This window comes from Synechococcus sp. KORDI-52 (genome assembly GCF_000737595.1).
Classification (GTDB): domain Bacteria; phylum Cyanobacteriota; class Cyanobacteriia; order PCC-6307; family Cyanobiaceae; genus Parasynechococcus.
In genome coordinates this window covers 253,086-275,730 of record NZ_CP006271.1, presented here as the reverse complement: position 1 = coordinate 275,730, position 22,645 = coordinate 253,086, and the positions used below count along the sequence as shown (strand labels likewise).

23 protein-coding genes are annotated in these 22,645 nt (G+C 49.1%); 13 read left to right on the top strand and 10 right to left on the bottom strand.

Annotation, left to right across the window (positions count from 1 at the left end; translation table 11 throughout):
• Positions 1–71: 71 nt before the first annotated feature.
• Genes KR52_RS13475 through KR52_RS13465 form a run of 3 tightly spaced genes read left to right on the top strand, consistent with a single transcriptional unit; the run spans position 72 to position 2,679 of the window.
• The gene (locus tag KR52_RS13475) at positions 72–818 is read left to right on the top strand and encodes an SDR family NAD(P)-dependent oxidoreductase (protein ID WP_071840140.1); all 747 of its coding nucleotides are present in this window, start codon (positions 72–74) and stop codon (positions 816–818) included.
• Positions 815–1,564 carry a 3-deoxy-manno-octulosonate cytidylyltransferase gene (locus KR52_RS13470; protein WP_071840138.1) on the top strand — a complete coding sequence of 250 codons (750 nt, stop codon included), beginning with the start codon at positions 815–817 and terminating at the stop codon, positions 1,562–1,564. The genes KR52_RS13475 and KR52_RS13470 overlap by 4 nt, the downstream gene beginning before the upstream one ends.
• Positions 1,564–2,679, top strand: a complete 1,116-nt coding sequence (locus KR52_RS13465) for a 3-dehydroquinate synthase family protein (protein ID WP_071840136.1) — start codon at positions 1,564–1,566, stop codon at positions 2,677–2,679. The genes KR52_RS13470 and KR52_RS13465 overlap by 1 nt, the downstream gene beginning before the upstream one ends.
• 125 nt (positions 2,680–2,804) lie before the next feature.
• Here the strand turns inward: KR52_RS13465 and KR52_RS13460 are convergent, their stop codons facing one another.
• The gene (locus KR52_RS13460; protein ID WP_156957554.1) at positions 2,805–6,317 is read right to left on the bottom strand and encodes a glycosyltransferase; all 3,513 of its coding nucleotides are present in this window, start codon (positions 6,315–6,317) and stop codon (positions 2,805–2,807) included.
• A 648-nt stretch (positions 6,318–6,965) separates the two neighbouring features.
• Here KR52_RS13460 and KR52_RS01470 point away from each other — a divergent pair.
• The 4 genes from KR52_RS01470 to KR52_RS13455 all read left to right on the top strand — a co-directional run bounded on the left by KR52_RS01470 (position 6,966) and on the right by KR52_RS13455 (position 11,607).
• Complete coding sequence (locus KR52_RS01470; RefSeq protein WP_071840132.1) at positions 6,966–7,496, top strand: sulfotransferase family 2 domain-containing protein; 531 nt, start codon at positions 6,966–6,968, stop codon at positions 7,494–7,496.
• Positions 7,497–8,050: 554 nt separating this feature from the next.
• On the top strand, positions 8,051–8,692 hold the full coding sequence (locus KR52_RS14020) for a sulfotransferase (RefSeq protein WP_216725533.1): 642 nt from the start codon (positions 8,051–8,053) through the stop codon (positions 8,690–8,692).
• A 161-nt stretch (positions 8,693–8,853) separates the two neighbouring features.
• On the top strand, positions 8,854–9,153 hold the full coding sequence (locus KR52_RS14015) for a hypothetical protein (RefSeq protein WP_156957552.1): 300 nt from the start codon (positions 8,854–8,856) through the stop codon (positions 9,151–9,153).
• A gap of 240 nt (positions 9,154–9,393) precedes the next feature.
• Entirely contained in the window at positions 9,394–11,607 is a 2,214-nt protein-coding gene (locus KR52_RS13455) for a glycosyltransferase (protein ID WP_071840130.1), read from the top strand.
• Positions 11,608–11,907: 300 nt separating this feature from the next.
• On the opposite strand, the gene KR52_RS01455 is transcribed toward KR52_RS13455, so the two are convergent.
• On the bottom strand, positions 11,908–12,810 hold the full coding sequence (locus tag KR52_RS01455; RefSeq protein ID WP_156957551.1) for a hypothetical protein: 903 nt from the start codon (positions 12,808–12,810) through the stop codon (positions 11,908–11,910).
• 27 nt (positions 12,811–12,837) lie between these two features.
• Here KR52_RS01455 and KR52_RS01450 point away from each other — a divergent pair, with 27 nt between their 5' ends.
• Complete coding sequence (locus KR52_RS01450; RefSeq protein ID WP_038551569.1) at positions 12,838–13,281, top strand: hypothetical protein; 444 nt, start codon at positions 12,838–12,840, stop codon at positions 13,279–13,281.
• Positions 13,282–13,389: 108 nt separating this feature from the next.
• Here KR52_RS01450 and KR52_RS13450 read toward each other — a convergent pair whose 3' ends face one another.
• The 6 genes from KR52_RS13450 to KR52_RS01425 form a co-directional block, all read right to left on the bottom strand.
• Positions 13,390–13,590, bottom strand: coding sequence for a photosystem II reaction center protein J (locus KR52_RS13450; RefSeq protein WP_011363231.1), 201 nt, complete (start codon positions 13,588–13,590; stop codon positions 13,390–13,392).
• 10 nt (positions 13,591–13,600) lie between these two features.
• A complete protein-coding gene (locus KR52_RS01445; RefSeq protein ID WP_006852026.1) occupies positions 13,601–13,720 on the bottom strand; it encodes a photosystem II reaction center protein L in 120 nt (39 codons plus the stop codon).
• A gap of 9 nt (positions 13,721–13,729) precedes the next feature.
• Positions 13,730–13,870 (bottom strand): cytochrome b559 subunit beta, encoded by a 141-nt coding sequence (gene psbF, locus KR52_RS01440; RefSeq protein ID WP_038551564.1) that lies wholly within the window; start codon positions 13,868–13,870, stop codon positions 13,730–13,732.
• A gap of 3 nt (positions 13,871–13,873) precedes the next feature.
• Positions 13,874–14,122 carry a cytochrome b559 subunit alpha gene (gene psbE / locus KR52_RS01435; RefSeq protein WP_006850675.1) on the bottom strand — a complete coding sequence of 83 codons (249 nt, stop codon included), beginning with the start codon at positions 14,120–14,122 and terminating at the stop codon, positions 13,874–13,876.
• A gap of 71 nt (positions 14,123–14,193) precedes the next feature.
• The gene (locus tag KR52_RS01430) at positions 14,194–15,195 is read right to left on the bottom strand and encodes a photosynthesis system II assembly factor Ycf48 (protein WP_038551555.1); all 1,002 of its coding nucleotides are present in this window, start codon (positions 15,193–15,195) and stop codon (positions 14,194–14,196) included.
• A gap of 9 nt (positions 15,196–15,204) precedes the next feature.
• A complete protein-coding gene (locus KR52_RS01425; RefSeq protein WP_038551552.1) occupies positions 15,205–15,603 on the bottom strand; it encodes a rubredoxin in 399 nt (132 codons plus the stop codon).
• An 83-nt stretch (positions 15,604–15,686) separates the two neighbouring features.
• Here KR52_RS01425 and KR52_RS01420 point away from each other — a divergent pair, with 83 nt between their 5' ends.
• Genes KR52_RS01420 through KR52_RS01410 form a run of 3 tightly spaced genes read left to right on the top strand, consistent with a single transcriptional unit; the run spans position 15,687 to position 17,355 of the window.
• Entirely contained in the window at positions 15,687–16,049 is a 363-nt protein-coding gene (locus tag KR52_RS01420) for an NAD(P)H-quinone oxidoreductase subunit 3 (protein ID WP_038551549.1), read from the top strand.
• A 2-nt stretch (positions 16,050–16,051) separates the two neighbouring features.
• Complete coding sequence (locus tag KR52_RS01415; protein WP_038551546.1) at positions 16,052–16,792, top strand: NADH dehydrogenase subunit K; 741 nt, start codon at positions 16,052–16,054, stop codon at positions 16,790–16,792.
• Positions 16,789–17,355: an NAD(P)H-quinone oxidoreductase subunit J gene (locus tag KR52_RS01410; RefSeq protein WP_038551544.1), complete on the top strand. Its 567-nt coding sequence runs from the start codon at positions 16,789–16,791 to the stop codon at positions 17,353–17,355. The genes KR52_RS01415 and KR52_RS01410 overlap by 4 nt, the downstream gene beginning before the upstream one ends.
• On the opposite strand, the gene yvcK is transcribed toward KR52_RS01410, so the two are convergent.
• On the bottom strand, positions 17,349–18,704 hold the full coding sequence (gene yvcK / locus KR52_RS01405) for a gluconeogenesis factor YvcK family protein (protein ID WP_084221921.1): 1,356 nt from the start codon (positions 18,702–18,704) through the stop codon (positions 17,349–17,351). The genes KR52_RS01410 and yvcK overlap by 7 nt on opposite strands.
• 149 nt (positions 18,705–18,853) lie before the next feature.
• Here yvcK and KR52_RS01400 point away from each other — a divergent pair, with 149 nt between their 5' ends.
• Positions 18,854–19,612: an ABC transporter ATP-binding protein gene (locus tag KR52_RS01400; protein ID WP_173402236.1), complete on the top strand. Its 759-nt coding sequence runs from the start codon at positions 18,854–18,856 to the stop codon at positions 19,610–19,612.
• 5 nt (positions 19,613–19,617) lie between these two features.
• Positions 19,618–20,478, top strand: a complete 861-nt coding sequence (locus KR52_RS01395; RefSeq protein WP_038551541.1) for an MlaD family protein — start codon at positions 19,618–19,620, stop codon at positions 20,476–20,478.
• 50 nt (positions 20,479–20,528) lie between these two features.
• Here KR52_RS01395 and KR52_RS01390 read toward each other — a convergent pair whose 3' ends face one another.
• Positions 20,529–22,637, bottom strand: a complete 2,109-nt coding sequence (locus KR52_RS01390; RefSeq protein WP_038556681.1) for a putative cobaltochelatase — start codon at positions 22,635–22,637, stop codon at positions 20,529–20,531.
• Positions 22,638–22,645 lie beyond the last annotated feature (8 nt).

Genomic DNA, 22,645 nt, shown 5'->3' with positions numbered 1-22,645 from the left:
TGAATGGCGCTGATTTGTTACTTTTTCCTTGGGAGCGATCTATGTTAAAATAATCATTGTTTTGCGAGAAAATGGCTCGAATATCTTTAATTACAGGGTGTGGCAGGGGAATTGGCCTTTCATGTGCGGAAAAATTTTTTGAAAACAACCCAGATGGAAAAATATTAGGTATTTCACGTAGTAAAACAAAGGAGGTCCAGGATCTCCAAGATCGATATGCTGATCAATTTTTCTTCAAAGCGCTAGATATTAATCGACATTTAGAAGTGAATTCGTTAATAACCCAATTCCAAGAAGTAAATGGTCAAATTGACTGTGCAATATGCAATGCGGGCATGAGATCTAGGATTAGCATTAAAGATGCATTGATAGATACATACAGACAGGTTCTAGAGACGAATACGATTTCGCAAATTAATATCGTAAAACATCTTGCTTCTACACGAGAAAACAACTCAAAACCACTCTCTATTTTGGTGATTTCATCAATCGTCGGCCAACGTGGTTTTGTCGACCTATCTACATATGGAGTCTCTAAATCGGCACTTGAGGGTTTTATTAAATCTGCGGCTGTCGAATTAGCCAGTGATAATATTTTGATTAATAGTTTAAATCCAGGCTTTGCTAAAAGCTCATATGAGACTGCGTTTAAGGAAAATAAAAAAGAGTTGTACGAATGGACTCTTGAACAAACTCCTTTGAAGAGATGGGGAGAATGCCGAGAAATTGCAGAAATGGCTATGTTCCTTATTTCAGAAAAAAATTCATATATGACCGGTTCTGTGATATACTGTGACGGAGGCTGGACATCAAAATGAGCACATCTAAAAAATGTGTTGGTCTGATACCTTCTAGATTGTCTTCAACAAGGCTTCCAGGTAAAGCTCTTGCTGATATAGCTGGCATGCCGTTGGTTGTTCATACTGCCAAAAGAGCCCTTCTTTCTAAATCTCTAACAGACGTTTTCGTTTGTACTGATAGCGATAAGATTGCAGATACGTGCGCTGGCTTCGGCATTAAAGTAATAAAGACTTCATCTGGATGTATTAACGGTACTGAAAGAATTGCTCAAGCCGCAAATAGTTTGAATGATGATTTCTTTATCGACATTCAAGGCGACGAACCGCTAATTGATCCTTCGCATATTGATGCAGTTGTAGATTGCCTCATTAACTTGCCCTCACAATACGACATAGTACTACCTGTACTGAAAGTTCCTTACACTGCATCGGACTCTATTGTGAGAGTTCAAATATCAAATAGTAATCGTGTGATGACGCTTTCAAGAGCAAATATACCTCATATTTATAATAAAAATCCTCAGCATATATACAAACATCTTTCAATTATTGGGTTCAGCAAAAGGAGCCTTGAATTATATTCAAATCTTAGCCAATCACATAATGAAATTGTTGAAAATGTCGAGTTATTGCGAGCATTAGAGAACGATATGTCTATTCTTGCGCTTCCTCTTAACGGTGATTCCTTTTCGGTAGATCTTCAAGATGACTTAGACAGAGCTCGTTTGGCTATGACTAATGATCCTTATTATGGTAAATACTGATGACAGTTATTAATGCAAAAGTTGGCTCTGGTAAATATCCTGTACTCGTTTCTGATAACTCTATCAACGAACTTATTGATTTTTGTGACGGTTATTCTCAAGAGAATGTAGTTTGTATTGTTGACGAATTTTTCAAAGAAAACGATAATTCTTTATACAATGAGCTTAATATTTTCTTGGCCAAATATAAATGCTTATACTTGCCAGGGGGGCTTCAATCTAAAGGACTAGAAGCTTACAGCCTTGCAATGAAGTGGTTGTTAGATATTAAACTTCCAAGAGACGGTGTTATTGTCGCTATAGGCGGTGGCGTTATAGGTGATTTATCCGCTTTTGTCGCTAGCACCTATATGAGGGGAACTGGACTTGTTTTGGTTCCAACAACAACAACTTCTATGATTGACAGTGCAATCGGTGGTAAAACTGGGATTAATTTTCAGGATCAAGTTAATGCTATTGGAACATACTATAACCCTAAGGCAGTATTTATGGACGTAAGATTTTTGTTGACTTTAAATACTCGAGATTATTTTGCAGGAATTTGCGAAGCGATTAAAATGTCGGTTACTTCTGATGCCGCGCAAGCAAAAAAATTGCTGAACAACTCTACTTTGTTGGCTTCTAATAATAGAGAAATTGCTTCTTTAGTCGATTTAGTTATATGGTCTACAAAGATCAAGCTTTTCCATGTAGGAGATGATCCGAATGAAAAAGGGATACGCCTCACGTTAAATTATGGCCATACATTTGGGCAGTCAATAGAAACATTTTACGGTTTATATCAAGATCATTATCGTCATGGCGAAGCTGTGGCACTTGGCATGATTTGTGCTGCAAGTGCCATCAATTCAATTAATCAATCAAGCTTATCTTCTGATCTACTTGATTTTACCAAGAAGATTCTGAAGCAATATAATTTACCTGTTCTAATTTCTGATCAACCTGATTGTCTTTTTCCAAGCGTAGAAGTTCTCGTAAATAATTTAATTAATGATAAAAAAAGAACATCTCAAGGTAATAGATTTGTCCTTGTCCCTTCTATTGGAACTTCCATTATCCAGTATATTGATAATAAAAAAGTCATTGCATCTAGTTTTCAATCTATAATGCCTTAGGTTTTCCCATTAAACCCAACAAAATGCTCTAGTTCGAATCCTGATTGCAATCTTATTGTAAATGATTGCTTTTTTTGAATTTCTGAAAATTAAATTAGTGAATTTTCGGCAATAAACATCTATTACTAGTTTCCATGCTTTACTTCTTCCATTATATTTTTAAGATGAATTATAGATCCGTTAATATATCTACTTTTCTTCAGTGTATCTGCCTTAAAGTACTTTGATTGAATATATGTTGCCTCTAAATGAGGCCCTATTCCTGATTCTGAAGCCCCTCCAGAATAAAACCTGCATAGAGGGAAACTGATATATTTAAATGATTTATTGTTTAAGTACAATCTAATAAGTTGCTCATAGTCGCCGGCATATTTATATGTGAGATTAAATAAATACTTTTCTAATATTTGTCTATTGTAAATTGTTGATTGATGGCCAAAACACATCCCGTATTGAATTTCTGATATTTTTTTGGCTTTTTGAGTATATTCTTTGTTGTCATCAGTATCTATATAAATCCTGTCACCATAGATTACATCATAGGCATGTTCCTTCAATAATAAGTCAAGTTTAAACAGCTTTTTAGGAATAAATTCATCGCCAGCATTCATGAACCACACATATTCTTTTCCTGCCATCTTGATTCCTTTGTTCATTGCATCATATATTCCTGAATCCTTTTCCGAAATAAACTTATCTATATATTGTGACTGTGATTGGAGATAGCTTTTTGTTCCATCAGTGGAATTGCCATCAATGACAATATATTCAAGCTTAAATTGCGTGTTTAGTGCTGAGAACTTTTTAAAACTCTCAACAGTTTTTTTTAAATTTTTTAAATCGTTATATGTAATTGTTATCACTGATACTGAGCTCTTGACCACTGTATTCTTGCTAAGATTAGCTCTAGGGATGAGATAAAGTAAGTTTCTTGGAATAAAGACTTCGGTGTTTTTCGATGACTCACCATTTAATTTAATACTTAATTTACACTTGGAATGGTTTATGAAATTACCATTGACTTTGATGATACTCCTAAGCTTATAGAGATTTACATGCGGTACTAGTGAATAAGAGAAATCGAATGATTGCCGTTCATTATTACATTCTAATGATACAGTAATTCCAATTCCGATTTTCTTGTGATTTATTTCTTTATTAGCAACCAAAAAGTCAACACATAGTTCGTACGAATTGTCTTGTTGAATTATTTCAGTTATGTTGTAGGTGCAATTATGCGCCTTGTGGTAAATTGTATCAATCTGATGCCAATTGCCTATTAAATTTGATTCACTTAGCTGCGAATCCGTGCAAGCATTCTCAATCTCTGCAAATATTCTCAATTCATTTGGTTTAAAATATTTAGCACTTGAATTCACAGTATCATCTGAAATCACCAATGAATGACTTAATCTATTATTTGTTGATCGAAATGCTGCGAATAAGGGAAATTTGCAAATCTCTTGTGATGCGGCCATGAAGAGATATCCAATATCATCTGCATCATTATTGTTAATAGATGAGGTGAATAACGGGTGCTTCGCAAGTTCTTTGATCTCTCTAAAGTAACTGTCAATATCTTCGGACTTCTGACCAATTCTCATTCTAAATAGACCAGTTGTTATTGAACTTATATAAAACTCAGTAAACCTAGATAAGTATTTCCAGATTAAATAGTCACCAGCTACTTTTGGCTTCAGATTTAGTACTTCTAGTACCTTGGTGTGGATTGAACCCGACCAAAAAGATCCCTCTTGCTGAATAAATGCATTTTCATCAATTCCAAGATATGGTGTCCCCTCAATCATTTTCTTTGAACTGTAGTGATAGGGTGATTTTTGTACTCGCCTATTGCCACCATCTTTAGAATTGATTGTTGTCGTACGAGCCAATAGCAGTTTGCAATTCTTATTTTTAAATGCAAATTGTACTTTTTCAAAAGCGTCACTTTCTAGTATATCATCTGCATTTATGTAGCTGACAATATCATCAGGCTTAGGATTGTATCTGATTAAACTGAAGGCATCAAGAAGGCCTTCGTACATCCCAGAGTCTGATTTGTGTGCATATATAATATTAATTTTTTTATTATTTACTGCAAGCATGGGTATCTTGCGACCAAGTATTTGGCCAATTTCTATTGATGATTTTATGTTGTTTGAGGCATCCTTGACTATGTAATAAAGTTCATAATCTCCTTCTTGGTGTAGAATCGAATTAATTGTCTCTTCGATATAATTTGTCTCATTAAAAACTGTTGTGGCAATTACAAATGTTTGAGCTGGTAGGATTCTTCCTTCATTGGAAATCGTGAGCGTGGTATCGCTTGTTCTTTCTAGTTTATAGGTAATAGTGTTTGGCTCAATTTCGTATTCATCAATTATGGCTTGAATCGCATTAGCGCTTTTATTTATAGCTTCTGTGCCAACTGAATGAAAAAATTGTCGCGTAAAACTATTATTATAGGGAATTGGACTTTGTAGTATTTCTATGAGCTCTTGTGGGCTACTAAAGCAATACTTTGCCGGGAAAGAAACGCATTCTGCTACTGTTTTGAATTTGTAAGTTCGTAGTCCTTTGTATGCTGCTTCGTGCAACATGGTTGTAGTGTGTCCAATAAGCAATGTCGTGTCAGATAATTCTCCGCATTGATCTAGGTCTGGAAAATTTTGTTTGTAAAAGTTTGGGCGTAACTGTGGGTGAAGTCGCAATTTAATCTCATAATTTTGATCCTGTAATACATTCTTTGCTTCAACAACAGTTTCTATCATTTTTAAGTTTTCAGCTTCATAAAGCTTTTGATCGAGGCAAATCAAAATTACTTTTTTTTTGCTTTTATCACTTGCAATGTTTTTTTCTGCGTATAATATTGGACGCCCACAATTATGAATGATAGTTTTTGGATGATAACTGTAAATTAGCTGACTAGTTTCATCCCCCCATGACAAGAAATGCTCTGCTGGCTGTATTTGATAATTTATCTTGTTAATTGTGTCTGTATTAAGGTAGTTAACGTACAATCCATGCTGTAATGTCGCTGTTTTGACTCCAAGCTTTTTAAATATGTTTACCATCAAGCAATCTTCTGGCTGCATACTTGCATACACAAGCAGGAGTTTCGTGCGCATGAACATATTCACAAAGCTTGGCTTTATAATTCTGCTTATCTCTAGCTCACAAAGTCTTTCAACATACTCTCCTTGATCTGATACATGCCTGTAGATTCTAAATGTTTTGCAGATATGCTTTGCAAATAAAAGCAATGATTTTGAAAGTATTAAATTATTTTCTTGCAGTTGTATGGAGGTTGTTTTTGTGTAGTGTCGTGACACTCTGATTGATCTATTTTCTAATTCTTGGCACACATTATTGAATTGGTTCAAATAATCGTCTCTACTGGCCATGCCTAAATAGGCCAGCACATCACATTCAACTGTTTTGCTCAGATCTTCGCTCGACTTCAAATATGTTTGCTTGATGTTTTCAAGGTATGCATCAATATTGTTTTTTCCTTTATAGATATTAAAGGCAGAAGTTTTATCGCAAATGGTAGCATTTAATGGTCTTAATATTTGCTCTATTAATTCTTGATTCAGTGTTTGAGAAATTACATGAAGTTTGCTATTTAAAGCGCTCATGAATTCCGTCACCACTTAATATATCTTACCACATTAGTTGATGCCACTTGGGTTTGTGGCTACAACCCCGCTTAGGTATTGCATTGTTGGCATTTCAGCTGTGATAGTATTTTTTGTTCAGGCTATCAATGATTTTCTTGTGCTGTGTGAATATACCTGCATGCTGCTGCACTTATTACTTATTCTGAATCTTTTTATAGTCTTTTGTCGCGATTTAAGCTTTTCCGCTTTTGATACCGCAACGAGAGATTTTCCTTGTATAGCATGTCATTCTTAATTTCGTATGATGTTGTCGGTCGCTAGAGATTGTTTTTTTAGGTATTTAAGGAGTTTTTTGTTGGATGATGTTGCAAGATATTCTTCGATGATTCAATCATGATGACAAGCTTCGATTAATTTTAAACTGCTTTTGAGGCTGGTTTGTGTCTTGGCTTTTCTTGAGATGGAGGAACTACGCCTTACGCCTCCGCCTTTTTTTGGCTTCAATGAATAGAAATGTTTTTGATTTTTAGTGTACGTCGCTTGAATATTCATTTTCCCATGCTTTTGCTGGTTTTGGGTAGAATAAACTTCTGAACATCAATCGTTTTATGTGCCCGCGCTTAATTGTATGGTAAAGTCTAATTTAGGTTTTGTAGCTACTGCTAAGTGTTAGTTTTTTTCCCCCATATCCCAAAAGCTGGCGGCCAAACCTTGAAGCAGGGCTTTTATGAGGCTTTTGGGCGTGGGAGGTGCATTAAAGTGTGGAGAGCTTTCGGCTCTGATGTAAGTAGCGATAAATTCCCGGATTTAAGTAGTCATGAATTTAAAGGTATATCTGCGGTTGTGGGGCATTTGCGTTTGTCCGATTTTTTAAAGAACAGCTATGCCAAGAGAGAATTTGATGATGGAAATGTCCAGATATTGACCTCTGTCAGAAACCCCGTCGAAAGATTGGTGAGCGAATACAACTATGTTTCTTGTAATGTTAAACACCGGTTGCACGATGAAATTAGAGGAATGTCTCCGATGGATTACATAAAGCTTCAACCAGCTAACATTCAATATGATTTCCTCAAGCCTTCTGATAAATCATCTATCGATGATATAGTTGAAATAATGAAGCTCTTTCCGATTGAAAATTCTATCAAAGGTTTCAGTAATTTTTTTGCTGAAGAACTTAAGATTAGTTTGTCATAAATGAAAATTAGAAATAAAACCACTGATCTCGATCCCAGTGTAAATTTGTTTAGTATAGAAAATATCGAGGCAGACGACCTTAGTTACTTGAGGGAAAAGCATAGCATTGATTTTGATTTATATCTTAGATCCTTGCGTTAATAACAAGTAGTCCTGAGATTGATATTTTCCACATTCTGTGCCTATAACAATAGTATCTCTATCTGCTTGCATATCTATCTTTTTGCATTAGTCTGACTCTTGTTTTTGATCTTGGATAAAAGTTCTCTATAAACTTTTTACGCTTTAGCTAGGGATTAATAAGCTCGTAGCCCATGTTCTTTCTTGTTGAGTGAGGCTACTTGAGTATCAAACTGATATTGTTGACTCGGTGTAGTAGAATTTATCTTATCTAGAAGATTTTACATGACCAGCTTGGAAGAAGTCTTTCTCTCTGCAAGACGATCTATCAAGGCGAGAGATTTAATTACTGCAGAAAAAAAATTATATGTGGACTCAAGCAATTCCCTTCACAATTTAATCTTCTTGTTCTTGCTACCAATCTATATCGTTCTTTGGGTGATCATCAACAGTCTCTTGCGTTTTCAAAACTTCTTACTGATTCCTATCCTCAAAATTTCAATGTATACTTGATTAATGCAAAGACCTTGCTCCTTCTCAAGAGATTTGAAGAATCTCGAGCAACCTTGCAGGCTGGTTTAGAATGGTTTCCTTGTGAAATTAAATTAATTAAATATCTCAGGTATGTAAATTGCTATTTAGGTATTGAAGAGAAGACCATGGATCGAAGCGAGAGTGATAATATTCGATTATGCCCGGAAGATTTAATTACATATTCTTCTACACCGCATTTTTTTGAAATTCTTCAATCAAAGCGATCGGCTTGTGTTAATAACTACGTCGTGCCTAAGAAGCATGTATTCATAGCTGGTCTTGGTCGCAGTGGTACAACAGCCTTGGGTAAATTGTTGAATATTTCCTCTTCCGTTGAAATATATACTGAATTGTACTCATTTTTAGGCTTGAGGGCTATTCGCGATTCGATTTTTCAGAAATTAAATTGCTGGAAATGGCTTCTAAGGATCATCGTAAACATCAATTTATTGAACTGCTTCCAAAGCATTCATCATCTAAAGTTATTGGAGATAAAAGGCCTTACTTTGAATTTTGTGCAGAGTCTTCTTTTGATGATATAGGGTTTGAATATTTTAAATGTATTTATATGGAGAGATCCCTTGTCGATATATGTAGATCTTCTCACAAAAGATGTATTGACCGGTAGGATCGTTGGAGTCCTGAAAAGGGAATTGAGCATACCATTCTTTTATACAATTCAAGCATTAGGCAGATAATACATTTGCATGATAAACGACCTGATGTTTTTTCGCGCTTTTGCTTTTCCTCTTATGAGCATACTTTTGATTCGGTTGGTAATGCCTTAAAGCTTGTTGATTTCTGTGGCATTGAGTTTTCACGTCTAGAAGTTCTGCGTTTACAAAGCTTTGTCGAGAGATCACGAGTCTATTTGGCGCAAACATACGACCCCAGCGATCCTTTGGAATTACTAATTAAAAAAGGAATTTCAAGGTTGTTGGATCGCGATGCCCATCGTCGTTTTTGCGATGTAACGGGAGTAAGGCGCGATTATTTTCCCTGATTCATGAATACTTGGTTTTTGATTAATTTATATAAGATTTTTCTGCTAATATGGTTTGCATATGTTTTCGCAGCTCGGCTGGCAATTGGTTATGCTTTGCTTCCAGCGATCTTACATCTTTGCGGCGGTTGTGACCCCTCTAGTTATTGATTACTTGTTTCTATCTCTTGTTTGCTCAACTGATATCGTAGTCTGTGGTCCGTCTGGCTGCAGATTTAGCTCAAAAGGTAATCATTTTTGATGTCTAATAAATCTGTCTCCGTTCTGATGCCATGTCGCAATGCTATGCCTTTCTTGGAGGCAGCAGTCGAATCTGTTCTTGCACAGCCGGAATGTCTTGAACTTCTTGTGGCTGATGGTGGTTCTACCGATGGTTCTTTACAAAAACTAGAGGGGCTTGCAGGCGTAGATTCCAGAGTGCGCATAATCAGTCGTTGTGATAAGGGCCCAGCTGATGCTCTAAATAAGGCTTATTGCTCGGCGCGTGGCACGTTTATAGGCTGGCTGAACGCAGACGATCTCTATGCGCCTGGAGCTTTGGCACGTGCAGTAGCAGCTCTTAATTTCAATCCCAATTGGCTACTTGTCTACGGTGAAGGAGAGGAATTCAATGAAGATACAGGACTAGTTCAGCGCTACCCAACCCTTCCATCTTCAGTGGGGATCAATGGCTTTCGCTCTCATTGCTTTATCTGTCAACCATCTGTGGTTTTTAGACGAACTATGGGCTTATTGCTAAGCAAGTTTGATCTTCAGTGGCGTACGGCCTTTGATTTCGATTACTGGCTTAGAGCATTCGAAGCATTTCCTCATCGCATCGGCTATATACCCCACCTCCAGGGCCGAACGCGGTTGCACAGTGCAACGATCACGTCCAAACAACGCGCTCAGGTTGCTCTGGAAGCAACGCAGTTGCTGGCGCGCCACTTTGGTGCTGCAGATGCCAAACGGCTGCATAACTATGCTTTGGAGTTGCAGCTTGGAATTGCACAGATGCCTGAAGGTGTTGACTTGGTCACTCACCTTCAGCAATTGTTTGAATTAGCACGCCCCTCGCTAACTCCGGCTGCACTGGTTCATATTCAACACACTTGGCTTTCAGGGGATCTACCTCAACCACCGCGTAGCGAACCTTGTTCATGGCACTCTGAAAATTTGCAACCGGCACTCCCGAGGAGTGTGGTGCCGTTTGCGGAACGTCCATTCGGGGTGAACCTGATTGGCCATGCCTTTGAGATATTCGGCATCGGAGAAGACATCCGCATGGCTGCCAGGGCATTGCAAACAGCTGGTGTGCCGTGCTCTGTAATCCACCACCCTGCTGCTAACGGTGCGGCTTGCAGTGATCGCACACTCGAGCCGTTTATCTGCAGTGATCCTACAGGTGGCCCCTATGCCTTCAACTTGGTATGTATGGCTGCACCGATTCAGGCCCGCTGGTTGCGCCAAGCCGGCTGTGACCCCCTGCGTGAGCGCTATACCATCGCCAGTTGGCCTTGGGAAACCCAACAGTGGCCTGATGCCTGGATGGCATTGCTTGATGTTGCCGATGAGTTGTGGCCTTCGAGTCAGTTCACTGCGGCAGCGTTGGCGGGTCCAGCAGCACAAGCTGGGATGCCCTTGCAGGTGATGCCGATGGCCGCGGAGATTTCTGAGCCTGATCGCTTCTGCAATGCAGCAGCTCGAGCCTCAACACGTGAGAGCCTTGGCATTCCTTCAGAGGCGGTCTTGTTCGGTTATGGCTTTGATTTTAACTCCTCAACTATTCGCAAAAATCCGATGGGTGCACTTGAGGCTTTTCAACGGGCTTTTCCTCTGCCGCATCTGCCAGCCACGTTTGGTCGTGAGTTCACAAGCCACCCTCTATCTGATCAGGTTTCCTTGCTGATCAAAACATTTCCACCCCAGCGTATAAGTGCCGAATGGCAGTGGTTACAGACCCGAGCTGCAGAAGACCATCGAATTACCTTGATTGCTGAGAACCTTCCTCGTGACCAGCTCCTTGCGCTTTATGGGAGCTGTGATGCGTTCCTGTCCCTTCATCGTTCAGAAGGTTTCGGGCGCGGGATGGCTGAAGCATTTCAGCTTGGGCTTGATGTCATCGCTACTGATTTTGGTGGTAATACTGATTTCTGTACAGGTCCACTCGCCCATCCAGTTCGATGGCGAAAAAACCCAATCCCTCGTGGTAGTTATCCATACGCAGATGGCCACATCTGGGCAGAGCCAGATCTTAATCATGCTGCTGAGTTATGCCGAAAGGTCGCTCTTCGCAGGCTTGATTTTCGTAGCAATCAGGCTTCATCTAATTATGGCTGTGAGCTTACTTGGCTATCTCCACATCGAAGCCGTTTCTCGTTCTCGCAGGTTGGAATTCGCTATCTACAAAGGTTAAAAAACCTTTGGGATAGCCGTGCATTAGTTGCCTCTGGGCTGAAATGGAATTCAGGTTGATTATTCTAATTTGATTGCGAGGATCAATGGATCACCTCCGATCTGCCCATGAAGGACCTAGCCCTAGCCTCGGAGTCTTTGGACATTATCAGACTGAACTTTGCTTTCCAGGAGAGCAAGTATCATTTCGCCGAGATAGGTTTTGTTTGGCTTTTTGTGTTTTGCCTATGTGACCAGCATGGGACCGAAGTTGAGACATTTTTGTAAATAAATACATAGCCCATCTGCCTTCTGCTTCCGATATCAAGTATGTAAAATTATCTTGACCTCGGTGCTTTGTTTTTGGATCTTACTGTCTAGCTATTTCAAGTAACCGTCTTCGCCCAGTTCTTTGCCAAAGTGTGCGAAAATAAGTTCGCTAAATTTGTTTTCGTATCCTTCTTCTGTTGTATTGATGTGCTCGTGATGCATAAAGTTGCTTTCACCATGACCTGTTGAATTGATGATTGTTTTTTGCTGGGTCTTTTTTTGAGATTCAATATTCAGTTTTTCTCCGATGTAGCGAGTCGATGTGGCGGTTAGATGAAGCCCCATATGGCCGGCAATTCTTGACACAGCCCCGCCAGGGTTTTGCCTTATTTCACTTTCCCTGATAAAAAGCGTATTGGGTATTTCTCTTTTTTTCTTGTGATCTTCGATCTGTTTGCCAATAAAATCAAGCAATTGTTGGTCGGATACCTTCTGTTTTTGGAAAAATGGTGAATGACGATTTGCTTTCATCCTGGTATAGCTACCCGCGATTGATTGGTAGTCTCTTGTGCTAACAACTGCCTTTGCTCTATCTTGTTTCAGTAATTTGTTGCAAAATTTCTCGTATCTATGAATTTTTAGAATGCCGGCTTCTATTCCTGGAGTTTCCTGGGCAAGTTCGAAGAATTTTTGTGGTTCTTTGTAGTCACCTTCCCACCCTGTTAGGAATATATCAACCATTGAGCTTAATAATATTCTCATCGCCATGGTGACAAACGTCGAGCCAGTTCTTAAGCCTCCGTAAGATATCCAGGCAGAATATGTGCTTAATGTTTTCAGCGAATCTGTGAAATTGTTAATATGTGCGAACGGTTCGTCCCTCCATATGATTCTGCATTCAGCGTTGAGTAGCTCTTCATTGATCGCATGTGAATTATCTTCATTTTTCATTTTCTCGAGCACTCTGTTTAGTTCGGGTTTAAGGTTTTTTCTTCGCATCGCATGTGATAGCATCAATTCTAAATTTTACTGGATTGAGGTTTGGAGAAGCTCCCTGAGCCCATTAATGATTTTTTGGATAAAGCTTCTATTGTTGCCCTGCAGGAAGCCCAAGGCGATTTAGAGCTTGCGAGATTGGAGATCTCACGGCTTTCCTGCGTTATCAGGGACACATCTGCGGAGTGTTCCCATTTGAGGAACGAGCTATCGCGTACGATTTCCCTTCAGGAGAAGGAGAAAGAAGATACCCAGCATCAGCTAACAGTGTTGAGACAGCAGTTGGAGCAGGCTTTGGCTTCTCTTAGAGAGAAGGAGGCTGAGGCAAATGTTGCTTCTGAAGATGCAGAATTGATATTGCTTCAGTTACATCAGGTTCAAGAAGAACTGGAGCGTTATTTTTTGGTTAGTCGTCGTCAGTCCGAAATGCTCAGCGCTTCTAGCAACATTTCTAAAAAAGCTTTTGCTTTGATTTCGGCAATAGCTTGATATGTATTAAATTATCCTCTTAAAGCTACTGCGAGTATGGGATGTTTTGATTTGCTTCATAAAAAAAACTGGGCTGTTGCCCAGTTTTCTCAAGACGAAGTCATTTGATCAAGCAGAACCAACTCCGGTGTAGGAGCCGTAGAAAAAGAGGCCCACAACAAAGAGAACTGCCATTCCACCTGCCGTGGCCACCAGCCAAAGAGGCAGAACGCCTTCAGTCCAGCGGCTTCTCCAGGGTACAGCTGGAGTGCCATCAGGATTGCGATCGGGTATGCGACCGTCGGGATATGGGGATTTTTTTCCGCTCATCGAATAATCCTCAGTTAAAGAAGTAGCTGGACATGAGCACGCCGGTCACGAAGACAAACAGCAGGCCCAGATAAAGGCTGGTTCGGTTGAGTTCAACCGGCAGGTTGTTGGGATTGGGATTGCGTTCCATGGATCGGAATCAGCGGCGGACGAACTGCATCGCGGCGAGGGCGCCGAGAAAGAACACCGTCGGCACGCCGAGGGTGTGAAGGGCCAGCCAACGCACCGTGAAGATCGGATAGTTGCGTGGTGTTGTGGAGACGGGAGGTGCCTGAGTCATGGCTTATTTCAGACGAATGTCGAGTTCAGACTTGCCTTCGTAGCGCTGGCTCACCACCGGAGCTTTGCTTTCAGAAGCCTGAAAGTAAGCATCGGGGCGAGGGGTTCCGAAGGCGTCGTAGGCCAGGCCGGTGGACACGAACAGGAATCCTGCCAGGAAGATGGACGGGAGAGTCACGGCGTGAATCACCCAGTAGCGGATGCTCGTGATGATTTCGAAGAACGGACGTTCTCCTGTTGAGCCGGCGGCCATGGCGTTGGGCGTGTCAGGACGATGATCTTAGGAGGTGGCACCGGCGGCCCGAGGCTCGGAGCCGGCCTCAGTTACACAGCGTTGCCGACCCAGCGCAGCAGATTGCCGCGCTCTCCGAGCACAAACGCGTGTTCACCGCTGAAGATCAAGCGGGTGAAGTTGCTGGGCTGACGGTCCCCGACGGGATCGTTCTGCCAGCTGTCGCCCCCGTCCTGGCTCACCAGCAGGGTGCCGTTGCCCCCTGCGGCCCAGATCGCCCCATCGCCATCCCAGGCCAGATCCATGTAGCCGTAGCCGTTGGTGATCGGGATGATCGCCTTGCCCCAGCTCTCCAGATCGCCGGGCTTGTCATTGAGACGGATCTGGGCGCCACGGGCCACCATCCAGAGGTTGCCGTCGGGCTGATAGCCGATGCTCTGCAGCCGCTGGCTGCTCACGCGCTGGTGCACCTGCCACACGGCATCCCCGGGTTCCCAGGTGGCGTAGAAGTTGCCGAGGCTGCTGACGCTCACGTAGCTGCCGTCATCACTCCGGCGCAGATCCCGCACGGCACCTGCGGCATCCGTCACCTTGGCTTCCCAGCTGCCCCCATCGTTGTGGGTCTCATAGACCGCCCCCACGTTGGTGGCGAGTTCAGCGGAATGGCGCCCCAGCGCAGTGATCAGGTACGGCTCGCCGGGCAGTTTGGTGTCGAGGAACAGCCGGATCCAGTTCTGGCCGCCGTCGTCGCTGTGCATCAGCAACCCTGGCTGGCCGGCGATCCAGCCTTCATCACCATTGAAGTCGATGCTGATCAAGCGGAAATTTTCTTCGTCGGGCAGGTCGAGGCTGCGTTCGCTCCAGTGGGCGCCGCCATCGTTGGTTTCCCGGATCATCCGGTTGCTGCCCACCAGGAAGCCGTGGCGGCTGCTGGTGAAGGCCACATCCAGTGGATTGGCCTGGGTGTCGAGATCCAGGGCCTGCCAGGGGCTGGTGCTTGCCGTGGGCACCTTGGTGGTGACGCAACCACTGAGGCTGATCCCCAGCACCAGCACCAGCAGCAGCTGGGTCGCAGAGTTGAGCAGACGTTTCATGGGGTGGCCTCAGCGCAGGGAGTAGAGGGAGAGGAAGAAGGCAAAGCCCAGAGCAAGGCTGCCGAAAATCAGAACGTTTTTCTGGCCCGGGGTCATCCGGTTCACCCCCAAGCCGTAATTCAGGTTCTCGTCGAAACCACTGGCTTTGCTGCGGGGGCCAATGTCGCGGAATGCGGCCACCTTGCTGCGGCACACGGGGCAGCGGAAGGCCAGTGCGTCGAGGTCCTCGAAGGCGGTGCCGGGTTCGATGCCTACCTTCTTGACGCCTTCATCCGGGTCGTAGACGTAGCCGCAGCTGCGGCATTCGAAGCGGTGCGTCCGTGGGTCGCTCTCGGGAGCGGTGTCAACCGCTGGCTCCACCGCTTCGGTGGTCTCGACCGGCTGGACGGACTGTTGTTCGTCGCTCACCGCTGTGTTGCTGGGCGGAGTGACTCTATCGACGACAACTCCCGGCGGTGAATGCCAGACTGCACCGGTCTACGGGGACCTCCATGTTTGCCCTGCCCGGCTACGACGCCTTCCTGGGGTTTCTGCTGATTGCCGCCGCAGTGCCGGCCCTGGCGCTGATCACCAACAAGCTGGTGGCACCGAAAAGCCGCGCCGGTGAGCGTCAGCTCACCTATGAGTCCGGCATGGAACCCATTGGTGGGGCTTGGATTCAGTTCAATATCCGCTACTACATGTTTGCTCTGGTCTTCGTCATCTTCGATGTCGAGACCGTGTTCCTTTACCCCTGGGCCGTGGCCTTCAACCGCCTTGGTCTGTTGGCCTTCATCGAGGCCCTGATTTTCATTGCCATCCTTCTGGTGGCCTTGGCCTACGCCTGGCGCAAGGGCGCCCTTGAGTGGAGCTAGTTATGTCCGAGAACACCTCCCCCTCCATTGCAGCGGTTCGCGACCTGCGCGAAGCCAGCTGCGGCCCCATCGGTGCCCCGGCGGTCACCAACGACCTCAGTGAAAACGTCATCCTCACGAGCCTGGATGACCTGCACAACTGGGCCCGTTTGAGCAGCCTCTGGCCCCTGCTGTATGGCACGGCCTGTTGCTTCATTGAATTTGCGGCCTTGCTTGGCTCTCGCTTCGATTTCGACCGCTTCGGTCTGGTGCCCCGCAGTTCACCGCGCCAGGCCGATCTTCTGATCGTGGCTGGCACGGTGACCATGAAAATGGCCCCGGCTTTGGTGCGCCTCTACGAACAGATGCCCGAGCCGAAGTATGTGATCGCCATGGGGGCTTGCACCATCACCGGTGGCATGTTCAGCGCTGACTCCACCACAGCTGTTCGCGGCGTGGACAAGCTGATCCCTGTTGATCTGTATCTGCCGGGCTGCCCGCCCCGGCCCGAAGCGATCTTCGACGCCGTGATCAAGCTGCGCAAGAAAGTGGGTGATGAGTCGCTGGCGGAGCGGCGCAAGCATCAGCAGACCCACCGCTACCTGACGGTGTCCCATCAGATGAAGCGGGTGGAACCTGTCGTGACCGGCTCCTACCTCAGGGCTGAAACCCAGAAAGCTGCCCTGGCCGCTGCGCCGGCGGGTCAGACCCTGGCCACCGATGCCGCCGTCCTCACCCCAGCTGCTGAATCCGTCGAGTTATGAATGAAACCCCTTCCAAAAAATCTGTCGGCTCGGATGAAGCTGGTGCCGTTGTTGCTCCCGAGCCCGGCCCCGTCAGCCAGTGGTTGAACAAGCAGGGGTTCGAGCACACCAGCCTTGAACCCGACCACCTTGGCGTTGAGCAGATCGGTGTGGAGGCTCCCGTGCTTCCGATCATCGCTGCGGCGCTCAAGAGCAATGGTTTCGATTACCTGCAGTGCCAAGGGGGCTACGACGAAGGGCCGGGAGAGCAACTGGTTTGCTTTTATCACCTGTTGGCGATGGCGGAACAGGTGGAGGCCATGGCAGCCGATCCTTCAGCCAAGCTCCGTGAAGTGAGGATCAAGGTGTTCCTCAGCCGTGAAGGCACTCCTTCGCTGCCGTCGATCTACGGCCTGTTCCGTGGTGCGGATTGGCAGGAGCGTGAAACCTTCGACATGTACGGCATCCAGTTCGAGGGGCACCCCCATCCCAAGCGTCTGCTGATGCCTGAAGACTGGAAAGGTTGGCCGCTGCGCAAGGACTACGTCCAGCCCGATTTCTACGAAATGCAAGACGCCTATTGATCGCGCTCCCGTCGGTGCGATCGGTAGAACCGCATCACAGCGAGCGCCAGACTGCGGGAATCGTGGCGCAAGGTGGCTGTTGGCCTCACCCCTTGCAGCGGAGCCTGGGTGACGTCATAGCCATCCGAGCGCAGCCCTTCGGCGTCACAACGCACCGGATCAGCACCGCGGCTCTGGTAAAGGCGCACCAGGTCTGAAGAGGGGAGGTCGTCCTGGGCCAGCACCGCATTGAACAGCCGGGGTTCAATGCCCAGGCTGGCGAGTTGTGCTTCGATCGCTCTGATATGACCACGCACATCCAGACCGTCGGTCTCGCCAGGCTGTGTCATCAGGTTGCAGATGTAGAGCCGTGGGGCCCGGCTGCGTTTGATCGCGCTCACCAGTTCGGGCACCAGCAGATTCGGCAAGAGCGACGTGTAAAGACTCCCCGGGCCGAGCACGATCAGGTCGGCGTTGGCAATCGCCTCGACCGCCCTGGGCAGGGCCGGAGGGCGTTCGGGAATGCAGCCCAGACGCACGATGGGGCTCGGGGCCTGGCCGATGTTGCTTTCGCCTTCGATGCGTTCGCCGTTTTCAAGCTCGGCCCAGAGCCGCACATCCACATTGGTGGCCGGCACCACCTGCCCCTGCACCGCCAGCACGCGGCTGGAGGCGGTGATGGCGGTTTCGAGATTGCCCGTGATCGCAGACAGGGCGGAGAGAAACAGATTGCCGAAGCTGTGGCCCTCGAGGCCGCTGCCGGCCGAGAAGCGGTACTGGAACAGGCGGGTGAGCAGGGGCTCTTCGGTGGAGAGGGCGGCCAGGCAGTTGCGGATGTCGCCCGGGGGCAGCACCCCCAGTTCCCGCCGAAGCACACCGCTGCTGCCGCCGTCATCCGCCACGGTGACGATGGCGGTGATGTGACTGCTGTAGCGCTTCAGACCACTCAGCAGGGTCGACAGACCCGTGCCGCCGCCGATGGCCACGATGTTCGGCCCCCGGTTCAAGCGGCTCTTGGCCCACAGAGCATCCACCAGAACGGTGTCCTTGTCCGGTGCGAGAGCCTGCTGGATCGAGCCGAAGCTGCGGCTCTGCCCCCACACCAGCAGGCCGATGCCGATCAGCACCACCAGCGGCCCGGTGATCTCGCGGGGCAGCACGGTGGTGAGGATGCTCAGCAGCCAGCTGAGGGTTTCCAGAATCCAGTAAATCGGTTTCAGATCCGCCCAGACGGCGGCCCCCAGCAGCGCCATCAGCAGACCCAAGCCGGAGGTGAGCAGCCAGCGTTTGACCACCAGACCGGGTTGCAGCCATCGCACGGCCCGCTGGGATCGGGTCATCAGATCGCGCCGCCGCTGATCGCGCACCATCCGGGCCTGGCGTCTGCTTGTCGGAGGCTTCAGCGCCAAGGAGCGGCTTGGTCTGCAGGTTCACCGAACTGTACGGAGCTTGGCGAAAGGCGGCAGGATGTCAGTGTTTTTCGGCTCAGATCGTGCCGCAGCCTGAAGCCGTTGTGGAGATGCGGGACCTCACGATGCAGTGGGGCCCTCGGCCTGTTCTGGATCGGGTCAATCTGACCCTGCGCGCTGGGGAGCGGTTGGCGGTGGTTGGGCCATCGGGTGCGGGAAAGTCGACGGTGCTGCGCCTGCTGGCCGGTTTGCAGCTGCCCACCCGTGGTGAGCTGCGTTTGTTTGATCAACCCCAGACGTACCTTCGGCTCGATCAGACCGATCCGCCGGATGTGCGGCTGGTGTTCCAGAACCCCGCTCTGCTGGCATCGCTCACCGTGGAGGAGAACGTCGGTTTTCTGTTGCGGGAACGGGCGCAGCTGTCGCGGCAGCAGATTCGTGAGCGTGTGAATGCCTGCCTGGATGCGGTTGGGCTTTATGACGTGGCCCACCTCTATGCGGGGGAACTGAGTGGTGGCATGCAGAAGCGGGTGAGCTTCGCTCGTGCCCTGATTGATGACCCCCAGCGGGGGGATCAATCGATGCCCCTGTTGCTGTACGACGAGCCCACCGCTGGGCTGGACCCGGTGGCCTGCACGCGGATCGAGGATCTGATTGTGAAAACCACCACCGTCGCCCGGGGCTGTTCGGTGGTGGTGAGCCATGTGCGCAGCACGATTGAACGGTCGGCGGAACGGGTGGTGATGCTCTACGACGGCCAGTTCCAGTGGGAAGGCTCCGTGGATGCGTTCCGCAGCACAGACAACCCCTATGTCGAGCAGTTCAGGACGGGTAGCCTGCGCGGACCGATGCAACCGGCGGAGCACTGACCACCATGCGACGCAGCGTTCGTGATGCCATCGTCGGATTCACAGTGATCGGCGGGGTGATCGGATTTGCGGGCATGGCCCTGTGGCTCAGGGGAGTGCGGTTGGGGGCCAGCCATTGGAGCCTCTCCGCCCGTTTTAGTGATGCGGCGGGTCTGGCGGAGCGTTCCCCGGTCACCTACCGGGGCATTCTGGTGGGTTCGGTGCGCTCAATTGCGGTGACACCCGAAGCGGTGGTGGCGGAGCTCGAAATCAACCACGGTGATCTGCGGTTGCCGTTGCCCGTGACGGCCACGGTGGGGGCTGGTTCCCTGCTGGGGGGCGATGCCCAGGTGGCCTTGGTCAGCCGCGGCACCCCGCTTCCCCAGAACGCACCCTTGCCGCGAGCGGCTGAGTGCCAGCCTGCTCGCCAGCTCTGCAACGGCGGCACCGTTGAGGGCCGGGAAGCCCCCAGCCTCTCCACCGTGACCGCAACCATGCAGGAGCTGCTGGCCGAGGTTCAGGACGAACGGGTGATCCCCAATGTGGCGGCTTCCCTTGAGCAGATTGAAGCCACCACCAAGGAGTTCCAGGCGCTGACGGAGCAGCTCCAGGCTGAGCTGGCCCATGCCGGCCCCGTGATTCGCAACCTGGAGGCTGCCACGGCCCATGCCAACAACATCGTCGCCTCCCTCGACAATCCCCAGACGTTGAATGAGCTCAAGCAGACGGCCGCCAATGCCGCAAAGCTCACCGCCAAGATCGACGCAGTTGGCGGCGATGTGGCTCAACTCACGGGGGATCCCGAGTTCATGAAGGGTGTGCGCAATCTCACCATTGGCTTGGGTGAATTGTTCGGCGAGATCTATCCGGCGCAAACGGCTCAATAGGAACGATATCGCTCCAATATTGGTACGATTTTGATCCGATATCGTGCTGTTTAGATGTTGCTGATGGCCTCCATCGCAACCGCTGCAATGGCCTGATCGCTGGCCTTGGGCAGCTGCACATATTTGCCTCCGGCGGCTTCGGCGAGGTCTTTGCCCATGCCGCTGCCGATGAACTTGCGTTCGGTGTCGATCACCAGCAACTTGATCCCGAGCATCCGGTAGCGGGCAGCCACATCCAGCACCTCCTGCTTGAGGTCGGGTTTGTCGTCGCCCTCCAGTTCGGGTTGGCCCAGGGAGGTGCTCAAGGGCACGTTGCCGCGTCCGTCGGTGATGGCCACCACCACCACCTGGCCGAGATCCCCCGTGGCCAGGGCATTGGCGCCGACGCGGGCGGCCTGGGTGAGGCCATGGGCAAGGGGTGAACCACCACCGCAGGGCATCGATTCCAGTCGGCGCCGCGCCGCTGTGATCGAGCGGGTGGGGGGGAGCAGCACCTCGGCCTGATCGCCGCGGAAGGGGATCAGGGCCACCTCGTCGCGATTTTCGTAGGCCTCGGTGAGCAGCCGGATCACGGCACCCTTGGCGCTCTGCATCCGGTTGAGGGCCATCGAGCCGCTGGCGTCCACCAGAAAAATCACCAGGGCACCGGCTTTGCGTTGCAGCAACTTGGCCCGCAGATCGCCCTCCTCCACGATCACCGATCGGCCCGGTTCCCGTTCCCGGCGGATCTTCTGGTAAGGCGCCGCTGCCCGCAGGGTGGCGTCCACCGCAATGCGGCGCACCGGGCCGCGGGGCAGCATCGGTTTCACGTAGCGCCCACGGCTGTCACTCAGCACCACCGAACGGCTGCCGCTGTTGCCGCTTTTTGCCTTGGCGGCATTGAACAGCAGCAGATCGGGGTCCACCTCGATCGCTTCAGGATCGAGCATGAACTCCTCGGGCACCGCGGGTGGCGCCTGGTCCTCCTCGCCGTCACCGTCGTCGTCGTCGGTGGTGTCGTCCTCGCTGTTGTCCTCCGGCGGCTCGTTCTCCTCGTCGTCGGATCCTTCCGGCGGCGGGGGTGGATTGTCCTGCTGTTGTTCGCCCTGATCCTGTGGCGGTGGCGGCGGCTCCTGATCCTGCGGTGGTGGCGGTTCCATCTGCTGGTCGGGCGGTGGCATCTGCGAGGCCCGCGGTGCGATCACCAGGGCCACAGCCACCTGAAGGTCGTCGGCCTCCACCCGGTCTCGGCCGCTGAGGGCGGCATGGGCCTTGGCCACCCGCACGGCATAGAGCTCGGAACGGTGGCCTTCCACACCCCCACGGATGGCTTCAGTCACCAGATATTCGATCTGTTCCCCGCTGATCTGCACATCCGGCAGCCACTGGCGAGCCAGCAGCAGCTGGGTGGCCAGGGCATCGGTCTCTTCGCTCCAGGTCTCAGCAAAGCTGCGGCTGCATTGGCCATGGCTGATCACCGCGTTGGTGATCTCCACCCGCTGCTCGGTGCTCACCAGCTGATTGGCCGAGAGGGCGATGGCAAAGCGATCCAGCAGGTGATCGCGCACGTTGCCTTCCTCTGGGTTGTAGGTGGCGATCAGCAGGGGCCTGCAGGGGTGGCTGAGGCTGAGGCCCTCGCGCTCCACGCGGTTCTCGCCACTGCCCACGGCCGCGAGCATCAGGTTGACAATGCCGTCATCGAGAAGATTGAGCTCGTCGACGTAGAGCACGCCGCGGTGGGCATCCGCCAGCAAACCGGGCTGGAACACGGCGCTGCCACTGGAGAGGGAGGCGGCCACATCCACGGCACCCACCAGTCGGTCTTCGGTGATGCCGAGGGGGATTTGAACGAAGGGGGCGGGGATCACTGTGGACGGTGCTTCGCCGTTGATGCGCGCCCGGGTGGCGTCGTCCCATTCCTCCGGGTTCTGAGGGTCGAGGTTGCGGCCCACGCCGCCTTCGACATCCAGCACGTCGATGGGGGGCAGCAGGGCATGCAGGCCGCGGGCCAACACCGATTTGCCGGTGCCGCGACCACCAGCAATCACCACACCTCCCAGCCCCGGATCGACCGCTGCCAGCAACAGGGCCAGCTTGAGGGTCCCGTGGCCGGTGATGGCGGCCAGGGGAAAGGCGCGGGTGGCCTGGTCGTCCTTGATTGCAACACCGCTTGCCGCCATGGAGGCAT

Coding starts and splice junctions, on each gene's coding strand:
- KR52_RS13475 (WP_071840140.1), top strand. CDS start 72: ATGGCTCGAATATCTTTAATTACAGGGTGTGGCAGGGGAATTGGCCTT.
- KR52_RS13470 (WP_071840138.1), top strand. CDS start 815: ATGAGCACATCTAAAAAATGTGTTGGTCTGATACCTTCTAGATTGTCT.
- KR52_RS01430 (WP_038551555.1), bottom strand. CDS start 15,195: ATGAAACGTCTGCTCAACTCTGCGACCCAGCTGCTGCTGGTGCTGGTG.
- KR52_RS01420 (WP_038551549.1), top strand. CDS start 15,687: ATGTTTGCCCTGCCCGGCTACGACGCCTTCCTGGGGTTTCTGCTGATT.
- KR52_RS01390 (WP_038556681.1), bottom strand. CDS start 22,637: ATGGCGGCAAGCGGTGTTGCAATCAAGGACGACCAGGCCACCCGCGCC.
- KR52_RS01400 (WP_173402236.1), top strand. CDS start 18,854: ATGCGGGACCTCACGATGCAGTGGGGCCCTCGGCCTGTTCTGGATCGG.
- KR52_RS01455 (WP_156957551.1), bottom strand. CDS start 12,810: ATGCTATCACATGCGATGCGAAGAAAAAACCTTAAACCCGAACTAAAC.
- psbE (WP_006850675.1), bottom strand. CDS start 14,122: ATGGCCGCCGGCTCAACAGGAGAACGTCCGTTCTTCGAAATCATCACG.
- KR52_RS13465 (WP_071840136.1), top strand. CDS start 1,564: ATGACAGTTATTAATGCAAAAGTTGGCTCTGGTAAATATCCTGTACTC.
- KR52_RS01415 (WP_038551546.1), top strand. CDS start 16,052: ATGTCCGAGAACACCTCCCCCTCCATTGCAGCGGTTCGCGACCTGCGC.
- yvcK (WP_084221921.1), bottom strand. CDS start 18,704: ATGGTGCGCGATCAGCGGCGGCGCGATCTGATGACCCGATCCCAGCGG.
- KR52_RS01395 (WP_038551541.1), top strand. CDS start 19,618: ATGCGACGCAGCGTTCGTGATGCCATCGTCGGATTCACAGTGATCGGC.
- psbF (WP_038551564.1), bottom strand. CDS start 13,870: ATGACTCAGGCACCTCCCGTCTCCACAACACCACGCAACTATCCGATC.
- KR52_RS13460 (WP_156957554.1), bottom strand. CDS start 6,317: ATGAGCGCTTTAAATAGCAAACTTCATGTAATTTCTCAAACACTGAAT.
- KR52_RS01445 (WP_006852026.1), bottom strand. CDS start 13,720: ATGGAACGCAATCCCAATCCCAACAACCTGCCGGTTGAACTCAACCGA.
- KR52_RS13450 (WP_011363231.1), bottom strand. CDS start 13,590: ATGAGCGGAAAAAAATCCCCATATCCCGACGGTCGCATACCCGATCGC.
- KR52_RS13455 (WP_071840130.1), top strand. CDS start 9,394: ATGTCTAATAAATCTGTCTCCGTTCTGATGCCATGTCGCAATGCTATG.
- KR52_RS01410 (WP_038551544.1), top strand. CDS start 16,789: ATGAATGAAACCCCTTCCAAAAAATCTGTCGGCTCGGATGAAGCTGGT.